Raw genomic sequence first — 17493 nt, forward strand, 5'->3', positions numbered from 1 at the left:
CAGCCGTTTTACTTCCTCCTCGACAAGAAGGAACAAATCAAGGCCGTCTGAAAACAAAAATCAGGCAGGGTGTTCAAAACAGACGCGTTTATTTCGCCAAATCGTGCAAACGCTGAATCACTTGCGGCGTATCCAGTCCGTAACGGAACATATCGTTGGCCTTCCACAAATAAATCTTGCCGTTTTTCGCGGCAGGCGAGCCGGCGATTTCGGGGCGTGCGGCAAAGGTTTTGACGTTGCCTATCATGGCGGTGTTGTGGTCGGCAATAATGATGATGTCGGGTTTGGCAGCAATCCATGCCTCACGCGTCATCGGTTTGAGGCCGTCAATGGCGGCTGCGGCATTGATACCGCCGGCACGGCGGATGATTTCGTCGGCAGCGGTATTCTTGCCCGATACGATGCGCCCGTCGTAGCTGAAGAGATAGCGTTTGCCGCTGGAAGGCTGCTGTTTCATATCCGCCTGCCACTTGCTTGCCAACTTGTCCGCCTGCGCGCTTTTGCCGATAAGCTGACCAATGTTGCGGATACTTTGCGGATAGGCGGCGATGCTGTCATCGGGCGCAACATTGACGGCTTTAATGCCTGCTTTTTGCAGGTGGGCAAAAATATCGGTAGGCTGCGCCATCCATGAACCGATGGCGATGTCGGGTTTGGTGGCCACAATCGGTTCGACCGTCAGACGGCGATGAATGCCGATACTGGGCTTGTTTTTCAATGCCGGATTTTGAACGGTCTGATCGCGGCCGACGATTTCGTCCAATGCGCCGAGCGCGGCAACAATGTCTGCCGTATCGGGGGTTAACACGACGATGCGGTGCGCGTGTGCAGTGCCGGCCAACGAAATAAGCGCAGAAAGCAGGAGGAGTTTGAGTTTCATTGTTTTTTCCTTGTCACATACTTTCAGACGGCCTGCTCGTTTTCTCAGGCCGTCTGAAAACGGTTGAATCACATTAGAACTTAAGTTGTACGGTTGCGGCGAAATTGCGGCCGGTTTCGGTGTACAAGTCCATCACACTGGTACGGCTCATGCCGGCAACGTCTGCGTGCTGCCAGTATTTTTTGTTGCCGACGTTGTAGATGTTTGCGCCGATTTCAAGGTTTTTAAACGGCTTGTACCACGCGCCGACATCCCATACGCCATAACCCGGCGCTTGGAAAACAGTGTCGCTGCTGACGCGGCTGTGTTTTTTCGACCAGCGCAGCTTGGTACCCACACCCCATTTTTCCTGCGTGTAATCCAAGCCCAAAACGCCGTTGAGCGGATAAGCGGAATCCAACGGTTTACCGTCCTGCTGCTCACCGCGCATCCAAGCGATGCTGCCGGAGACTTGCCAGCCCGGCAGGAATTTGTAGGCGGCGGAGGCTTCGGCACCGTAGGTTTTGACGTGATCAAGGTTTTGATATTGGTACTGGATAATCGGGCGTCTGCCAACGGTGGAGGTACCGATTTCAGTGCGGTCGATGAAGTTTCGATAACGGTTGTAGAACGCGGTAACTTGCGCGCGGGCGCGGTCGTTTTTGAACTTCATCCCCAATTCAAAGCTGTTGGAGCGTTCGGATTTGAGGTTGGCATTGGGAATGACGGCATAGCCGTAGGTTGTATTGGCAAACGCCATGGTCGCGCTGTCAAACGGCGGCGTGCGGAAGCCTTGGGAATAAGTGGCAAAACCGGTGAACTGCTCACCCATCGGCACACTCAGGCGCAGGCTGGGCGTAAACGCGGAATCACTGAAGCGCGTCGCCGTTCCGCTGGGGTTGGCATTGAGATAGGCTTGGTCGGTCGAAGTGTTCAGCTTGTCTTTTTCGTAACGCAAGGCCGGGGTTAGAACGATGCCGTTGCCGAAGGTCAGGCTGTCTTGTGCGTAAACGCTGAATGTTTTGCGCTTGCTGTCGGGGAAGGTTTTATTCGGATAGGTGCTGCCTGCATAAACTTTGCTGACGGCGCCGGTCAGATTGTCCACTGTCAGGCTGTCGCGCGGACGGGCGGTCTCGGTGTGTTTGTATTCTGCGCCGGCAACGACGGTTTGTTTGACCGTGCCATCAAATTCCCACACGCCGCGCCCGTTCAGCCCGCGTATGGTCTGATTGAAACCGTAGTCGGAATAACGGGTCGAGTTACCTAATTGGCGCGCGCCCATACGCGTAATGCTCGCATCGACGGCATCGTCTTCCGTACGCAGTTTTTGCTGATAGGCAGTCAGGTTGGCTTCTTTCAGACGGCCTTCACCAGTGTAGCGGTAGCCTGCTTCGATACGTTGACGGCGGATACGGTCGCGAGCATTGCTCTCGGATGTTGCGATGGTTACCGGTCCGCGCGATTGTGAACCCAAGCCGTTTGCCAATACGGTATCGTTGGCGTGGTAATACTGTTCGTACAAAGTTTCCAAGCGGTGGCGTTCGTTGCCGATATTGCCTTTCGCCAAGATATTGTAGGCATTGTTTTTCTGTGGATTGGTGGCAGTACGCGCAGTCGAGTAGCTGGTATCGCTGCCCATGTTTTCGGTTTCATGACCTTGGCGGCGCGTCAGCATCAGCAGACCTTCGGCGTTTTCATGGAAACCGGCGGCTGTCGCCGTTACGCCGTGGCTGCGGTCGCGGCTACGGTAGCCGTATTTCAGCCCAAAATAACCGCGTTTGCCCTCATCGACGAAATCACTCGGAGAAAGCGTCACCATATTCACCACACCGCCGAGCGCGTCGCTGCCATACAGCGCGGAATAAGGACCTTTAACAATATCGACCTGCTTGAGCGTGTCGCTTTCGACCATATCGCGTCCCGAAATCGCGCCGTTGGAGCCGCCGCCTGCATAAGATTCGGGAATGCGCACGCCGTCCACCATCATCAGAATGCGGTTGCCGTCTATGCCTCGGATATTGATACCGGCATGACCGCGGCGGTTGTTGTCTGACGGCACGCTGACGCCGGATTCATACATCACAATATCGTCCAAATTCTGTGCCGAGGCTTGATTCAAGGTTTTGCGTCCGATAACCGACACATTCGGTGCGGCTTTATCCAAGGTTTGCGCATTGCGGTCTGCCGTGACCACCACAGGCTCTATTTCTGCCTGAGCCACCGGCATCTGAGCCGCATATAACTGTCCAGAAAAAATCGCCCCTACGATACAGGCAATCGATTTCTTTTTCATTATACAATCTTATCATTTGAATAAAAATGGTTTGCATTTATAAAACAAATAGGCAGTTTTTGCAAGTTTGGGAACTGCAAGACAGCACTAACAAAGGTGCGGAGCATATGTATTCGTCTGACTACGCCTGCCTGCTCTAACCTGCCCATGATTGACTGATACGGCAGCGATGCGGTCGTTAAGCCATAAACGCAGTTTTCAGGCTATCTGAAAACCCTGTGCAGACTGCTTTTAAAGGCCGTCTGAAATCCGAAAAGCAGCCTGCACTTTGAAAACAAGGTGCAGGCTGCTTTAGGGTAATAAGCCGTTTATCAATCCAGTTTCAGGATTTCTCCGTCTTCCGGAACGTTCACACGGCTTTCAATGCCTTGACCGCGTATAAATTTACGCATATCGGCACGGCTGACGGCGGTATGATTCACGGTATCCATGTGTACGGTGATGATTTTGGCTTTAGGCATGACTTGGCTGGCTTTTAATACATCAGCCGTCCCCATAATAATGCCGTCTGAAATGCCTGAAATCAGCGCGTAGCCCGTGTTCATAATCAGATAATCGGGTTTGTAGCGGTTCAATGCTTTGTTTACATCTGCTGTCCACACAGTATCACCCATAATATAAGCGGTTTTATGTCCGCTGCTTTGGAATACCACACCCATTGCATCGCCTAAGATTTCGGCTAGCTGCGGGTTGGCATACATGGCTTCTGTACCATGTACGCCGCCGGTTTTGCTGATGGTTACGCCGTTGAAGACAGCGCTGCCGTTCAACACGCGTACATCAGTAAAGCCTTGACTGCGGATTTTTGCCGCGTCGGCTTGGTGCTGCACATATACGGGCAGGTTTTTCGGAATGGAACGTGCGGCGGTTTCGTCCCAATGGTCTTCGTGAGTATGGGTAACGATAACTGCATCCACACCGTCCAAAATTTTATTCACGCTCATCGGTAGCCCGACCAGCGGCATTTTGGCTTGGCTGTTGAACGTGCCGGCAAAGCCGTTCATGGAGTGCTTGGGTGCGAAAAACGGGTCAATCAAAAACGTCTGCCCCGCATATTCGACCTTGGCGGTAGCGTTACGGATATGTTGGTATGAATCGTCTGCCCAGGCGGAAAAGGCTGTCGCGCCCAAAACAGTGGCAAGAATAAATTGCTTGAATTTCATGATGTTGCTCCTTAAAAAATCATGGAGCGTATTTTAAGCAGCAGGTGTATCGGCTAAAATAGGCAATATTGCCAATAAACGCAAGGATAGTGCCAAAATGTCGTCTGAAAACGAGCGTAACGAGTTTCGCCAAAATCAAACTGCCCCCAAAATCGTGCTATATGCTCAATCGGGCATGAATGATTTTGTCTTCAACATTCCCTTTTCTGTTTTTCAGACGACCTATCGGAACAATCCGCTCTTTGACCTGAAAATCTGTTCCGATAACAGCAAAGACGCCATCACAGCACTGGGCGCAAGCATTCCCGTACACGGCGGCTTGGATTTGACGGAAGAAGCCGACATCATCGTCATCGCAGGTTGGCGCAATATTGAAGAAGCCCCGACACCCGAGTTGAGCGCACATTTACAGAAAGCAGTACAACGTGGCGCGCATATCACCGCCCTATGTTACGGCACTTACGCCCTTGCCTACACAGGACTTTTAGACGGCAGAACCGCCGCCACCCACTGGCTTGCCGAAGACGACTTTGTCCGCCGTTTCCCTAAAATTCATCTGGATACCAACCGCCTATATGCGGAAGACGGCAACTTTTTAACATCGGCAGGTGCGGCGGGCGGGCTGGATTGCTGCCTGTACCTCGTCCGCAAAATCCACGGTGCAACCGTTGCCAACGACCTTGCCCGTACCTTGGTTGCGGCACCACACCGCGAAGGCGGGCAGGCACAGTTTATCCATCGACCTGTCGAACGTCGTACCGCCGATGACAAAATCAATCACTTATTGGACGAACTGCGCCAAAACCTTGCGACCCCATACCGCTTGGACGATTTGGCAAAAAAATTAGCTGTTTCCCGCCGAACCTTTATCCGCCATTTTTCTCAAGCCACAGGCATGAATTTCGGTGAGTGGCTCACCACAGAGCGGCTATGGCAGGTACAGGATTTGTTAGAAAATACAGATTTGCCGATAGAACGCATCGCCGAACAAAGCGGCTTCGGCAGCGCGGCAAACCTACGTTTGCAGTTCAAAGCCAAGTTTAAAATCAATCCGAATGCCTGGCGGAAAGTATTTGGCAGATAGCTCGCGTTAGTCAATCCAAAATACCTGAGTGCGGGCTGCTTCGGAGGTCTCCACTGAAACCGAGTTTCCCGCCAAACTGCCGCAGGGGGAAGTCAGCAATACCTCACTCGAAACCAAATCATGGGTAGGTAAAACCACCTTCCGTCTGCCGAACCGCCAAACGCTCAAATTCGGTCTGCGCCATACCGATTCCACGTTCGGAGAAATCATGCCTTCGCGCATTATCGGCCCCATCAGTTGGGATGCGTCCGTCCTCAACAAAATTGCCGAATGGCCGCAGGCATGGGTAAAACAGCGTTCCTACAATATCGACTATTCGTGGAAGCCCGAGGGCAGCCGTTGGATAGATTTCGATGCCACGCTTTGGACAACGCGCACCAAATCCAAAACCAATACCGCAGGCGGCTCGCCCGGCGATACCGTTTATGAAGACAACAAATTTCAAATAGCATGGGACGAATACGACAGATGGCAGAAATACACCCCCGCAGAGCGGCAGGAATTGCTGGATGCAGGAATAGAAGCCCCCAAACCGCCCAAACCTGAAACGCCCAATACCAACGGCAGGTTCAACACCATCAAAGGCAACGCCTATTACGCCCGTAACAACCGTACAGGTTTTCAATTCTCCAACCGTATGAAATTGAGCGACAAACTGTCGTTGACCTTGATGGGCGATTTTCAAAACGAGAAGCTGACATCGCGCAATGATTTTTCAGACGAGCTGGAGCGGGGAGGATACGACAAATATAGGGAAGAACTCGAAAACAGCACCATCAGGGCAAATTATGAATTGAACCAATACGGCGTACCGCGCAACGGCAAGCGGCGAGAATACAATCTGGGCTTTAATTTCCGCTACGAACCCTTCCGTTGGCTGACGTTGACGGCGGGTGGACGATACACCAATTTCCAACTTCAGGATAAAAGCAGACGTTTGGAAAGCGGCACGTATAAGACCGGCGATACGTTAGAAATGAACAGGGGGATAAAATATTCGATCGGCAGGGTTGCCACGCCGCAAGAATACGCAGATTACAAGGCAATTGACGATGCTTTGGCAAATGGCAGTCTTGATTATGCTTTATATATGGCGGACGAATATTCAGAACAAAGAAAAAAACATAAACAAATTAGCCTGACTTCGTTTCAAGTCAATTCACAATTTATTCCGACTTTGACAGTTGATCGCGAAACATGGGTCAATCCTAATGAAAAGGTGGATTTCTATTGGTTGAAAGACGATAAAGGCCGTCTGAATATGCAGGATCATCCCCTTACCAATGGCAGCATTCCTGATTTGCACACTAAAGTTCCTAATCCTGTATATGATCCGTCTATTCCAGACAGTCCGCAATTTGTACCTAAATACTACGCAGCCAGTGCAAGTGTTTACACAACGCCAATGACCGAAGCCGAAAAACAGAGGGCAATGAAGCAGAAAGGCAGCGGTTGGGTACCCGCATTTTCTGCCACCATCAATTTTACTGATTACAGCCGCGCCTATTTGCGCTATACCGAAACCCTGCGCTACCCCAGCATTTTTGAAGGGACTTACGGCTTTTCTACCGCCGCCGGCTCATTCAACCGCATGGGCTATGGCTGGCGGCCTGAACACGCCAAAAACTGGGAAGTCGGCTACATCCATGATTTGACGGGGCTGTTACCGAAAATGAAAAAAGTGGATTTCCGCATCAACTACTTCCACAATAAAACCAAAAACGTCATCGATAGGGACGAGAATCTCGAATTCGAGCAGTTCGACAGACAAATCCGCAGCGGTATCGAACTGTCCACCCGTTTCGATACCGGGCGCGTCTTCGGCAGCCTGAACGTATTCCGCAGTCTGAAAAACAAAATGTGCGATGAAACTTTCCAATGGTCGTCGGCAACAGAGGCAACAACTGATGCAACCTATTTCGCCCATACCGGCAAAACCATGAGCCGTCCCGTCTGCAACCACGGCGGCTTGAGCGATTCAGGCTATTTGGCTAGTGCGCTCCAACCGCGCTGGTCGATAGATGCCGAATTGGGCAGCCGCTTCCTTGCCAACAGGTTGGAAACAGGCGTGCGCCTTCATTACCACAGCCGTGTCTATGAAAACCGCAACGATGCATGGCAAGCCTTCTATGACACATTCAACCAATATATGGGAAGCAACCACAAACCCCAGCATAACGATATGCGCTGGCAGCCTGTTGCGGTATGAGATGCCTACTTGCGCTACAAAATCGGCAAAAACCTGACTGCCGAACTGGTGGGCAGCAACCTGACCAACCGCTACTACCTCGACCCGATGAGCCGCTCTTATCTGCCTGCGCCAGGTAGGACAATCCGTATTGGGATAACTGGAAAATGGTAATGATCAATTAATCACTTTGAGAGTAAAAAGCCGTCTGAACATTGGGTTTCAGACGGCTTTTTACATGATGGCTTAGTTATACCCTACTTTTTCATGTTATAGAAAGTTGAAGCTAACCTGCATAATTTTTATATCTTCTGCTTTGGAATCAAAAAGGCTGCTTGAAAATGAAACGTCTATATTTCAGACGGCCTTTGCTTTATAGCAAATTCGAAATTTAAGCCACAAAATCCAATCCTATATCCAGCGAACGGCTACTGTGGGTCAGATAGCCGAGGGCGATGCCGTCCACGCCGGTTTGTGCCACGCGCTTCAGGCGGTCGAAGCCGATGCCGCCCGATGCTTCGCAATAGATGGTGTGTATGTGGGCGGTTTGCGTGTGGCAGCGGTTTGCCGCTTCTTTCAGGGTTTCGTCGTCCATGTTGTCCAGTAAAATCCGTTCCGCGCCCGCTGCGATGGCTTCATCCAGTTGTGCCAATGTGTCCACTTCGATTTCCACGCAGGTCAACGGTCCGACTGCTTGCTTTGCCTGCCGTACGGCTTGGGCGATACTGCCGCAATAGGCGAGGTGGTTGTCTTTGATGAGGATGGCGTCGTCTAAGCCCATGCGGTGGTTCACACCCCCACCTGCTCTGACGGCGTATTTTTGCAGGACACGAAGCAGTGGGATGGTTTTGCGGCTGCACACGATGTCCACATTGTAACCGGCAACTTCGGCTACTGCGCGATCGGTAGCGGTGGCGATGCCGCTCAGGTGCGTGAGGTAGTTGAGCGCAGTTCGTTCGGCGGCAAGCAGTGCGCGGGCGTTGCCCTCGACGGTGGCAAGCGTCTGACCTGAGCGGACGGCTTGTCCGTCTTGGATTTCGGCTTGGAAATGGACGGACGGATCCATCGTCTGAAAGGCGAGGCGCGCCAAGTCCATGCCTGCGATGACGCCGTCTTCTCGGCTAACGAGGAAGAGTTTGGCGGTTTTGTCGGGTGCAATGACGGCGGCGGACGTAATGTCACCGCGCCTGCCCAAATCTTCGCTCAAGGCTTGTTCTACCATGGGACGCAACAGGATATCGGGTAGAGGGAAAAGATTGTTTTCAGACGGCATGAGGTTTCCTTTGCTGAAAAAGATTGATGTTGCACCGATGAGGTAAAATTTAATTTGAGGCCGTCTGAAAATCAGTTAACGGCTACCCAGCGGCAGTCCGATATCAGAAATCAGCTGGTCGGGCAGAACGTTGTCGCGAAAGCGGTAAAGCTGAGCAGGACGGCCTTTACTGCCTGATACGCCGGTATCCGACGGCTCGATGAGGTTTTGCTGCTGAATCTGGCGGCGGAAGTTTTGCTTATGCAACAATCGGCCGCTGATGGCTTCGACGCTGTTTTGCAGTTGCAGCAGTGTAAATTCGGGCGGCATCAGTTCAAAAATTACGGGGCGGTATTTGATTTTGGCGCGTAGGCGGGATAAGGCTGTCGCCAGTACGCGGCGGTGGTCGTGGCGCATGGACTGCCCCGTGAGCGCGAAATCAAAGTTTGCCTGCGGCTCGGCGGCTTCCGCTATCAGGCCGCTTTCATATAGCATTTCATAGCGTTGCAAAACGTATTCTTCCGACCAGTTTTCAGGTTCTACCCCCCAGCACAAATGAATGCGCTTGAGTCGCTTCTGACGCATTTCCTCCGTATCCGCCGAGTTTGCCCAAATGCGCAGGCGGCTGACAATGGTCTCGTGTTGCCTACCGGTGCTACGCAAATCTTCCCACGGAAAATAGCAGTAGCAGTCCTGCCATTTCGCATCGGGATGCAGGATGTTGTCGGCTGCCTCGCGCACCAGTCCTAAATAGCTAACGTATAAGACAGGCAGGCCTTGTTCATTTTGGCGGCTCGTATCTACAAACGTGTAAAGCTGTTCTACATAGCCCATAGGCTGTGATGTCTGTTTGGCAACCCACATCCTGACTCCTGCTTGCAGAGAGTGGCGAAGTGGTGCAAGCAAGCCATTGGGTAATAGCTCTCCTTGGGCAACTGTCAAAACCCTCAAGCTGCCATTTGTAATGGCGATCAGTACAGGAACAAGCTCGACGATACTTTGCGGATTGACCGCTGTTTCAGGATAGGCATCCATGCGTGGCTTTCATTCAATAGAAAACCTTATTGTAAACCAAAGCGGTTTTCAGACGATCTTGCTTATTATACTCAAATTGAGCATAATATAAAAATATTTCAAAATATAAACGGCAAATCTTTATGCCGTCTGAAAAACCAGCCATAAGGAAGTCTCATGCAAACCGCCGCCCGCCGCTCGTTCGATTACGATATGCCCCTCATCCAAACGCCGACTTCTGCCTGCCAAATCCGTCAGGCGTGGGCGAAGGTTGCCGATACGCCCGACCGCGAGACGGCAGGTCGTCTGAAAGACGAAATCAAGGCTTTGCTGAAGGAGAAAAACGCGGTCTTGGTGGCGCATTATTATGTTGATCCGCTGATTCAGGATTTAGCTTTGGAAACAGGCGGATGCGTGGGAGATTCGCTGGAAATGGCACGCTTCGGCGCGGAACACGAAGCCGGTACATTGGTGGTGGCGGGTGTGCGATTCATGGGCGAGAGCGCGAAAATCCTCTGCCCTGAAAAAACGGTGCTGATGCCTGATTTGGAGGCGGAATGTTCTTTGGATTTGGGCTGTCCGGAAGAAGCGTTTTCGGCGTTTTGCGACCAACACCCCGACCGCACGGTGGTGGTGTACGCCAACACTTCCGCTGCCGTGAAAGCGCGTGCCGATTGGGTGGTAACGTCTTCGGTGGCGTTGGAAATCGTGTCGTATCTGAAATCGCGCGGCGAGAAACTGATTTGGGGGCCCGACCGCCATCTCGGCGACTACATCCGCCGCGAAACGGGTGCGGATATGCTGCTGTGGCAGGGTTCGTGCATCGTCCATAACGAATTCAAAGGGCAGGAGCTGGCGGCGTTGAAGGCGGAGCATCCCGACGCGGTGGTGCTGGTTCATCCCGAATCGCCGCAAAGCGTCATCGAACTGGGCGACGTGGTCGGCTCGACCAGCAAACTGCTCAAAGCCGCCGTATCGCGTCCCGAAAAAAAATTCATCGTGGCGACCGATTTGGGCATCCTGCACGAAATGCAAAAGCAGGCGCCCGACAAAGAGTTTATCGCCGCACCGACGGCGGGCAACGGCGGAAGCTGCAAAAGCTGCGCGTTCTGCCCGTGGATGGCGATGAATTCGCTGGGCGGCATCAAACACGCCCTGACAAGCGGACACAACGAAATCCTGTTGGACAGGAAGCTGGGCGAAGCCGCCAAACTACCTTTGCAGCGTATGCTCGACTTCGCGGCAGGACTCAAGCGCGGGGATGTGTTCAACGGCATGGGACCCGCCTGATTTGCCGTCAATATTGCCGTTTCAGACGACCTCTCGAATAAGGACAACACCATGCAAACCGATTGCGACGTATTGATTGCCGGAAACGGGCTGGCGGCACTGACGCTCGCCCTGTCGCTGCCTGAATCGTTCCGCATCGTCATTTTGTGCAAAAACCGGCTGGACGACACCGCCAGCCGTCATGCGCAAGGCGGGATTGCGGCGGCGTGGTCGAGAGAGGACGACATCGAAAAACACGTTGCCGATACTTTGGAAGCGGGCGCGGGTTTGTGCGACGAAGCCGCCGTCCGCGCCATCCTGTCGCAGGGCAAACCGGCAATCGAATGGCTGTTGGCGCAGGGCGTGGCGTTCGACCGAAATCCTGACGGCCTGCACCTGACGCGCGAAGGCGGGCATACCTGCCGTCGAATCGCCCACGTCGCCGACTACACGGGTGAAGCCGTCATGCAGAGCCTGATTGCCCAAATACGCGGCTACCCGAACATCCGCGTTTACGAGCAGCAGATGGCGTTGGACATCCAAACCGAATCAGGCGCAGCGTGCGGACTGACCGTCCTCGACTGCCGAACGCAAGAAACCTACCGCATCCGCGCCCGCCATACCGTACTCGCGGGCGGCGGCTTGGGACAGATTTACGCCGCCACCACCACACCGCCCGAATGCACGGGCGACGCCATCGCCATGGCGATACGCGCAGGCTGCGCAGTCGAAAACCTCGAATTTATCCAATTCCACCCCACAGGCTTGGCAAGGTCGTCTGAAAACGGCCGCACCTTCCTGATTTCCGAAGCCGTGCGCGGCGAAGGCGGCATCCTGACCAACCAAGCGGGCGAACGGTTTATGCCGCATTACGACCGCCGCGCCGAACTCGCGCCGCGCGACATCGTTGCCCGCGCCATCGCCGCCGAAATCGCCAAACAAACGCAAGACTTCGTCTCACTCGACATCAGCCGCCAACCCGCAGAGTTCGTCCGTCAGCATTTCCCGTCCATTCACCAGCACTGCCTGTCCCAATGCGGTTTGGACATCACGCGCCAAGCCATCCCCGTCCGCCCCGTGCAACACTACACCTGCGGCGGCATCCAAACCGACCCCAGCGGCAGAACCTCCCTGCCGCAGCTCTACGCCTTAGGCGAAACCGCCTGCACAGGGCTGCACGGAGCCAACCGCCTCGCCAGCAATTCCCTGCTCGAATGCGTCGTGACCGCCAGGCTTGCCGCTCAAACCATCGCGGACGGACAAACATTCCGAACCGTACCGTCCAAAAGGCCGTCTGAACACTCATCCGCCGAAGCAGGCATCTTTTCAGACGACCTCCAAAACACATTCAGCCGCCCCGTCCTGCAAGCGTTCAACCAACACCATTTGGGCATTCTCCGCAACGATACCGGCCTACGCCGCGCCATCGCCCAACTGCGGCTTTGGAAACAAAACCAAGCCGAGCCGCACACCGCGTCCGAATACGAAAACCACAACCTGCTCGAATGCAGCCTCGCCGTCGCCCAAGCCGCATATAGGCGGAGACAGAACATCGGCGCACATTTTAATAGTGAATTGTAAGGTTTGAGACCTTAGCAAAATCCCCTAAATTCCTATCAAGACATTTAGGGAATTTTCCATGAGCACCTTCTTCCAGCAAACCGCGCAAGCCATGATCACCAAACACATCGACTGAGTATCATCAACATCAATTTTCCTTCAAAATACGGTGTATGGGATACCAATAATAAAACCGTCGTTTCAGGCGGTGCGATTAAATGGTTCTATTGCATAAATAGTGTTGCATAAGAAAGTTGCTTACTGCATAAGTTCTAATAGAAAAAAGGTCATCTAAGATTTTAGACGACCTTTTTCCTATTAGAATATGCTTCAGGAAACCTCAAGACACATTCCATTTCTTTTACGACAAGCTCATACCTCGCGTCTGGGTTTGCGCTATCTGTTTTTGTTGTTCATCATATTCAAATTGCCGTGTAGCTTGTTGAATTTGATTCAAACTTTCTACTGCTGGTATAGAGGCAGATTCATTTATATGCATTCCAACACGATTCAGATGGGGGTTGAGTTCACCAATTAGATATTGATCTCCTTTCACACTGAACAGGGTGGCATTAATCATTCCTTGTGATCTCCCTAAAGCAGTAAGAGCCATTACGGAATTTTGGAATTTTTCTTCATCAATAGGCAAACCGTTTTTCTCATGGTAAGCGGTCATATGCCCTTTGACAGAATCAAAAAGTTTTTGTGCTTCAGGTGGAAGAGATTGTGGGTTAAATGAAGCAACTGTCTGCATGAAATTGTACTGCTCTTCCTTATCATTCCAAGACATCAGGTTCGGATCTCTGTCAATGTTTTTCCGGATTTTCCAGTACATTTCTCGGGTTTCGCTTACATCTTTGCCTATTTTATGTAACGTGTTTCGGTAGTCATTAACATCATCCCTATAATCATTTATCAATTTTTTATTGCGTTCTGCCAATTCCAAAGCTGACTGATAATTGCGTTCTGAGAGTATTGAATTAATGCCTGTAAAATTACCAATGCCGTGTGCCCACACAGTTCCAATGGCTGCTGAAACAGTGTTTTTGGTATCTAGATGAGGTATGCCAGTACTTTCATTACTGTATCCATTCACTCGCAACATAATTAATTCTGGTTGTTTAGCTAGAATGACCATTTTGCCGTAATGAGGAGCTGCTGCAGATACCACGTCTGAGGCCAAGGCATAATTGATCACTTTATTTCCACCTTTGGGAATTCCATTTAACGCTGCTGCACCATAGGCATTAAAGGTAACGCCCTCCTGCTTAAAGTGATAAGATTGAATTTGAGCCAACGCCCCCCGAGGGAATGACCAACTTGTGTAATGTTGGGTTGACTTTGTTCAGGATGTTTATTGTGAAATTTATCTGCTTCTTTTAATGCCAGCATAGTTAGTTTTGCTGCATCTTCTGACTGGATATTGGCCTTATGGATAACCATTTTCAGATCAACTTTGATATCCATCAGGGATGACGTCCCCCTATGTGCGACAACAATCTCATTGGTACGGACATCTTGATAAACCACACCTTGGTAGTCTGTGGTCGGGTTTTTATGGACAGCTAGGACTCTATAATGATTTCCACCAATAAGTAAGGTTTTATTAGGGGAGGTAACCACACGATCTTCATAGGAATCTTGGGCTAGGTCGGCATACTGTTGTTTGCTTAGTTGGCTCATGGTTTAATTTCCTCTAAAGTAACGGTAATACTAAAAAAATCATTATCATTATGAGGCCCCGGTCCATAACCTTCCAAAGTATTTTCCCCAAAATCCACATCAGGAGAATCTTCGCTTCCATCTGGTAAACCGTCTTTATTTTTATGATACGGATACCCTCGCTTCCAATAATATTTGGTCAGTGTCTTTTCTTTTTCAAGATTTTCCATTACATCGCTGATATTGAATTCAGTTTCTTCCTTTTTACCTGTTGCCTTAAATGAAGCCCCAAAATTTTCAGGCTTCCATTGGCAGACACCTTCTCCGAAATAATCTTCGTCCAGTACAGCATCAGCATAGAAGAGTGCTTCGTATTCGTCATGTCCGACCAAATTCATTTTGATTGGAACATTTTTTTCAGGAGATGCCGTTGCACCTGCCAACCGACTAATGGTATAAGAACAGTTTCTTGCTGCATAACCAATATACATATCATTTATAGGTTTCATCGGCCCCGGTGCATTATTAATCTTAACCTTGATCCTGTATGGCTGTTTCGGATCGGGGTTCAATTTGAAACGTGCTTCTGTTTGTTCTTGGACACTCATATTATTTCTCTCCGTACAAGCATTTAGGCTAAAAGTTGTCAATAAAGCTGCAGATAACAGCAGGATAAAAGGTTTCATCAGTAAAGTCCTTATTCAATATCATGAGCAAATTAAATATTAATTTAAGATAACTTGATCAGGATACATTCATGTTCGTTGATTGTCTGATGCTCCAACGTATTTACCACATTACTCTAAATAGTGTTTATTGAGGTATATTATAACAATATTCAGACATCTTAACTGAGATGATGCTTATCGTAAATAGATAGTGATTAACGGGGAAAATGTAGTCTAAATGGTAATATTTAAGAAATATTGGAAACTCTACTTTACCTTATCCTACTCATTGTTTATCGTTTTTTTCATTGCTTCTTACTTCTTATAAATTTCAATAACTTGTTTTAAAGTATTCAAGTCTATAAATATTTTAGGAGTGTTGGCAATTTTAAAGGCCGTCTGAAATCACTTTTCAGACGGCCTATTTAATATCAGATGATAAAATTGATTTATCCAGGCAACAAACAGTTTGATTTAGATTTTTACAATAGGTATATTTCTTTTCATCTGATTTGGATAACCGACAACATCATGAAACCTGCTTTTTGCCTCCCAATATTGTTTTTACTTTCAGCGTGCCGTCCTGAAGCTGAGACAGTCGATACGGCTGCACCAACGGCGCGTAAGCCTTCTTATTACGAGTCTGAAAAGCGTCAAACTGCAGTCACTCCAGTTAAAACACAAGTTCCTGCGTTATCTGCAATCAAAAGCCAAGCCGATTTTGACTTACTTTCGCGTATCTATGAGCAAGGTAATGAATATGAAATTCCTCATATCCTCTTTCTCATCGATCGTGAAGACGACGGCCGTACCGACTACATCAATACTCCCAAATTTCGGCTGCACGAGCACTATCTGGCTACTATCTTGAAACCCATGCTGTCGAAAATTGAATTGAATCAACAATACCGTAGTCCTAACCGGCGTTATCTGTTTGGCACTATCAGTTGGCAGAATAGTACTCAGGAATATGTTTATGAGTTTTGGGAAGGAGACAAAATCACGCCTGAATTGTTGAGATTGGCAGCAGGCCGTCTGAAAGACAGTTTCTATGCTCCGTTGCGTTATAAAACCAATTCTTTATGGCAGGAAACCGTTGCCGAACAAAGTGAAGTTCCTTTTATTACCCAAGAAAGTTTGATTAAGAATTTCCCCTACCTGCCTCTAAACCAAGGTAAAGCGATAGGCACATTACGCGTTATTACCAAAGGAGATGATCTTTATAATGTCGGCGCCGACGATATTATTATTTTGAAAGAGGTTCCCCTAGAGCTGCCACCTGTGGCAGGGATTATCAGCGAGAAACCATCTACTGCACTATCGCATGTGAATGTATTGGCACGCGGCTGGGGGATTCCCAATATTTACCTTAAAGACGCAGAAAAAATCCTAGCCCCATATATTGGCCGTCGTATCGAATTTGAAGCGACTGCTAAGCAATACCGAATTGTCCAAACCAACCGGAACACTACCAGTAAAAGCTTTTCAGACGGCCTTACCCTGCCCCAACCTGATGTTTCCGATTATGGCCTTAGGGCTTTGTCAAACCTGCGCCGTGATGACAGCCGTTACTGCGGCAGTAAGGCTGCCAACCTCGGTCATATCCGCGCCCATATTAAAGGTAGTAATGTACCTGACGGATTCTGCATTCCGTTTGCCTATTATCAAGCCATGATGGATAGGCTGGGTATTAATGCAACAACACTGGCCCAAATCGAAACACAAAGTGATGGAGACAACCGCAAGCGACGCACTGCTTTACTCACACTGCAGAAAAAAATTACCGATGCCGAAATCCCGTCAGAATGGAAACACAGATGGGCTGAACAATGGCGCAATCAATTAAACAGCAAAGGCGTGTTTGTCCGCAGCTCCTCTAATTCCGAAGACTTGCCCAATTTCAGCGGCGCAGGGCTATACACCACCGTGCCAAATGTTACCGATGAAAACGCGTTGGCCGAAGCAGTGAAGCAATCTTGGGCTTCCGTTTTCAATTACAGCGCATACGAAGCCCGCCGTATTGCCGGTTTGCCTCACGATAGCGTGAAAATGAGTGTCTTTGTGCAACAAAGCATCAATGCAGATCTCTCCGGCGTGTTGGTTACCATCAATCCTTATGATATTGCTCAGAAAAACAGCTCCTACATTGCCGCCAAACGCGGGTTGGGTATTCGTGTCGTTGAGGGTAAACGGGTAGCCGAACAGGTGGTCTATAACCGTCGCAATGATTCTGTACAACGTCTCAGCTCCTCTAATGAAACCACAGCATTGCAACTGGATAAAAATGGTGGAGTACGGGAGGTGCCTATAACCAGTGGTAACGTGATGAATCAAGAACAAATACGTCGCCTTGACCAAACCGGCCAACAAATCAAACAGCTATTTGCCAATGGTGAGCAGGACATCGAATGGGCGTTTGACAACGGTAAGCTTGTTATCCTCCAAGCACGACCGTATCTAAACGGCACACGTTAAAGTAAA

Annotated in this window: 12 protein-coding genes and 1 pseudogene; 5 read left to right on the plus strand and 8 right to left on the minus strand. The window is 50.0% G+C overall.

Translation table 11 applies throughout. The annotated features are described in order from the left end of the window. Positions 1 to 88: 88 nt before the first annotated feature. The 3 genes from KCG55_RS09565 to KCG55_RS09575 form a co-directional block, all read right to left on the minus strand. A complete protein-coding gene (locus tag KCG55_RS09565; protein ID WP_254322884.1) occupies positions 89 to 880 on the minus strand; it encodes a heme/hemin ABC transporter substrate-binding protein in 792 nt (263 codons plus the stop codon). Positions 881 to 953: 73 nt separating this feature from the next. Next, positions 954 to 3152, minus strand: a complete 2199-nt coding sequence (locus KCG55_RS09570; RefSeq protein WP_254322885.1) for a TonB-dependent hemoglobin/transferrin/lactoferrin family receptor — start codon at positions 3150 to 3152, stop codon at positions 954 to 956. A 311-nt stretch (positions 3153 to 3463) separates the two neighbouring features. After that, entirely contained in the window at positions 3464 to 4315 is an 852-nt protein-coding gene (locus KCG55_RS09575) for an MBL fold metallo-hydrolase (RefSeq protein ID WP_254322886.1), read from the minus strand. Between the two features lie 97 nt (positions 4316 to 4412). Between KCG55_RS09575 and KCG55_RS09580 the strand changes: the two genes are divergently transcribed. Further along, entirely contained in the window at positions 4413 to 5399 is a 987-nt protein-coding gene (locus KCG55_RS09580; protein ID WP_254322887.1) for a GlxA family transcriptional regulator, read from the plus strand. Positions 5400 to 5478: 79 nt separating this feature from the next. Then, positions 5479 to 7761, plus strand: a pseudogene (locus tag KCG55_RS09585) (TonB-dependent receptor domain-containing protein); the annotation flags it as partial. A gap of 217 nt (positions 7762 to 7978) precedes the next feature. Here the strand turns inward: KCG55_RS09585 and nadC are convergent. Both nadC and KCG55_RS09595 read right to left on the minus strand, forming a co-directional pair. Next, positions 7979 to 8860, minus strand: a complete 882-nt coding sequence (nadC, locus tag KCG55_RS09590) for a carboxylating nicotinate-nucleotide diphosphorylase (RefSeq protein ID WP_254322888.1) — start codon at positions 8858 to 8860, stop codon at positions 7979 to 7981. A gap of 75 nt (positions 8861 to 8935) precedes the next feature. Then, positions 8936 to 9874 carry an NUDIX hydrolase gene (locus KCG55_RS09595; RefSeq protein ID WP_254322889.1) on the minus strand — a complete coding sequence of 313 codons (939 nt, stop codon included), beginning with the start codon at positions 9872 to 9874 and terminating at the stop codon, positions 8936 to 8938. A 156-nt stretch (positions 9875 to 10030) separates the two neighbouring features. Between KCG55_RS09595 and nadA the strand changes: the two genes are divergently transcribed. Both nadA and nadB read left to right on the plus strand, forming a co-directional pair. Then, a complete protein-coding gene (gene nadA / locus KCG55_RS09600) occupies positions 10031 to 11143 on the plus strand; it encodes a quinolinate synthase NadA (protein ID WP_250579970.1) in 1113 nt (370 codons plus the stop codon). Between the two features lie 51 nt (positions 11144 to 11194). Then, complete coding sequence (gene nadB / locus KCG55_RS09605) at positions 11195 to 12703, plus strand: L-aspartate oxidase (protein ID WP_254322890.1); 1509 nt, start codon at positions 11195 to 11197, stop codon at positions 12701 to 12703. A 340-nt stretch (positions 12704 to 13043) separates the two neighbouring features. Here nadB and KCG55_RS09610 read toward each other — a convergent pair whose 3' ends face one another. The 3 genes from KCG55_RS09610 to KCG55_RS09620 are packed head-to-tail and all read right to left on the minus strand — an operon-like array spanning position 13044 to position 15030. Beyond that, a complete protein-coding gene (locus KCG55_RS09610; RefSeq protein ID WP_254322891.1) occupies positions 13044 to 13979 on the minus strand; it encodes a hypothetical protein in 936 nt (311 codons plus the stop codon). After that, the gene (locus KCG55_RS09615) at positions 13907 to 14365 is read right to left on the minus strand and encodes a hypothetical protein (RefSeq protein WP_254322892.1); all 459 of its coding nucleotides are present in this window, start codon (positions 14363 to 14365) and stop codon (positions 13907 to 13909) included. Before KCG55_RS09615 ends, KCG55_RS09610 begins: the two co-directional genes overlap by 73 nt. Next, positions 14362 to 15030 (minus strand): hypothetical protein, encoded by a 669-nt coding sequence (locus tag KCG55_RS09620; protein ID WP_254322893.1) that lies wholly within the window; start codon positions 15028 to 15030, stop codon positions 14362 to 14364. The genes KCG55_RS09615 and KCG55_RS09620 overlap by 4 nt, the downstream gene beginning before the upstream one ends. Before the next feature lie 513 nt (positions 15031 to 15543). Here KCG55_RS09620 and KCG55_RS09625 point away from each other — a divergent pair. Further along, positions 15544 to 17487 carry a PEP/pyruvate-binding domain-containing protein gene (locus KCG55_RS09625; RefSeq protein ID WP_254322894.1) on the plus strand — a complete coding sequence of 648 codons (1944 nt, stop codon included), beginning with the start codon at positions 15544 to 15546 and terminating at the stop codon, positions 17485 to 17487. Positions 17488 to 17493 lie beyond the last annotated feature (6 nt).

Source organism: Neisseria subflava, assembly GCF_024205745.1.
Taxonomy (GTDB): domain Bacteria; phylum Pseudomonadota; class Gammaproteobacteria; order Burkholderiales; family Neisseriaceae; genus Neisseria; species Neisseria flavescens_B.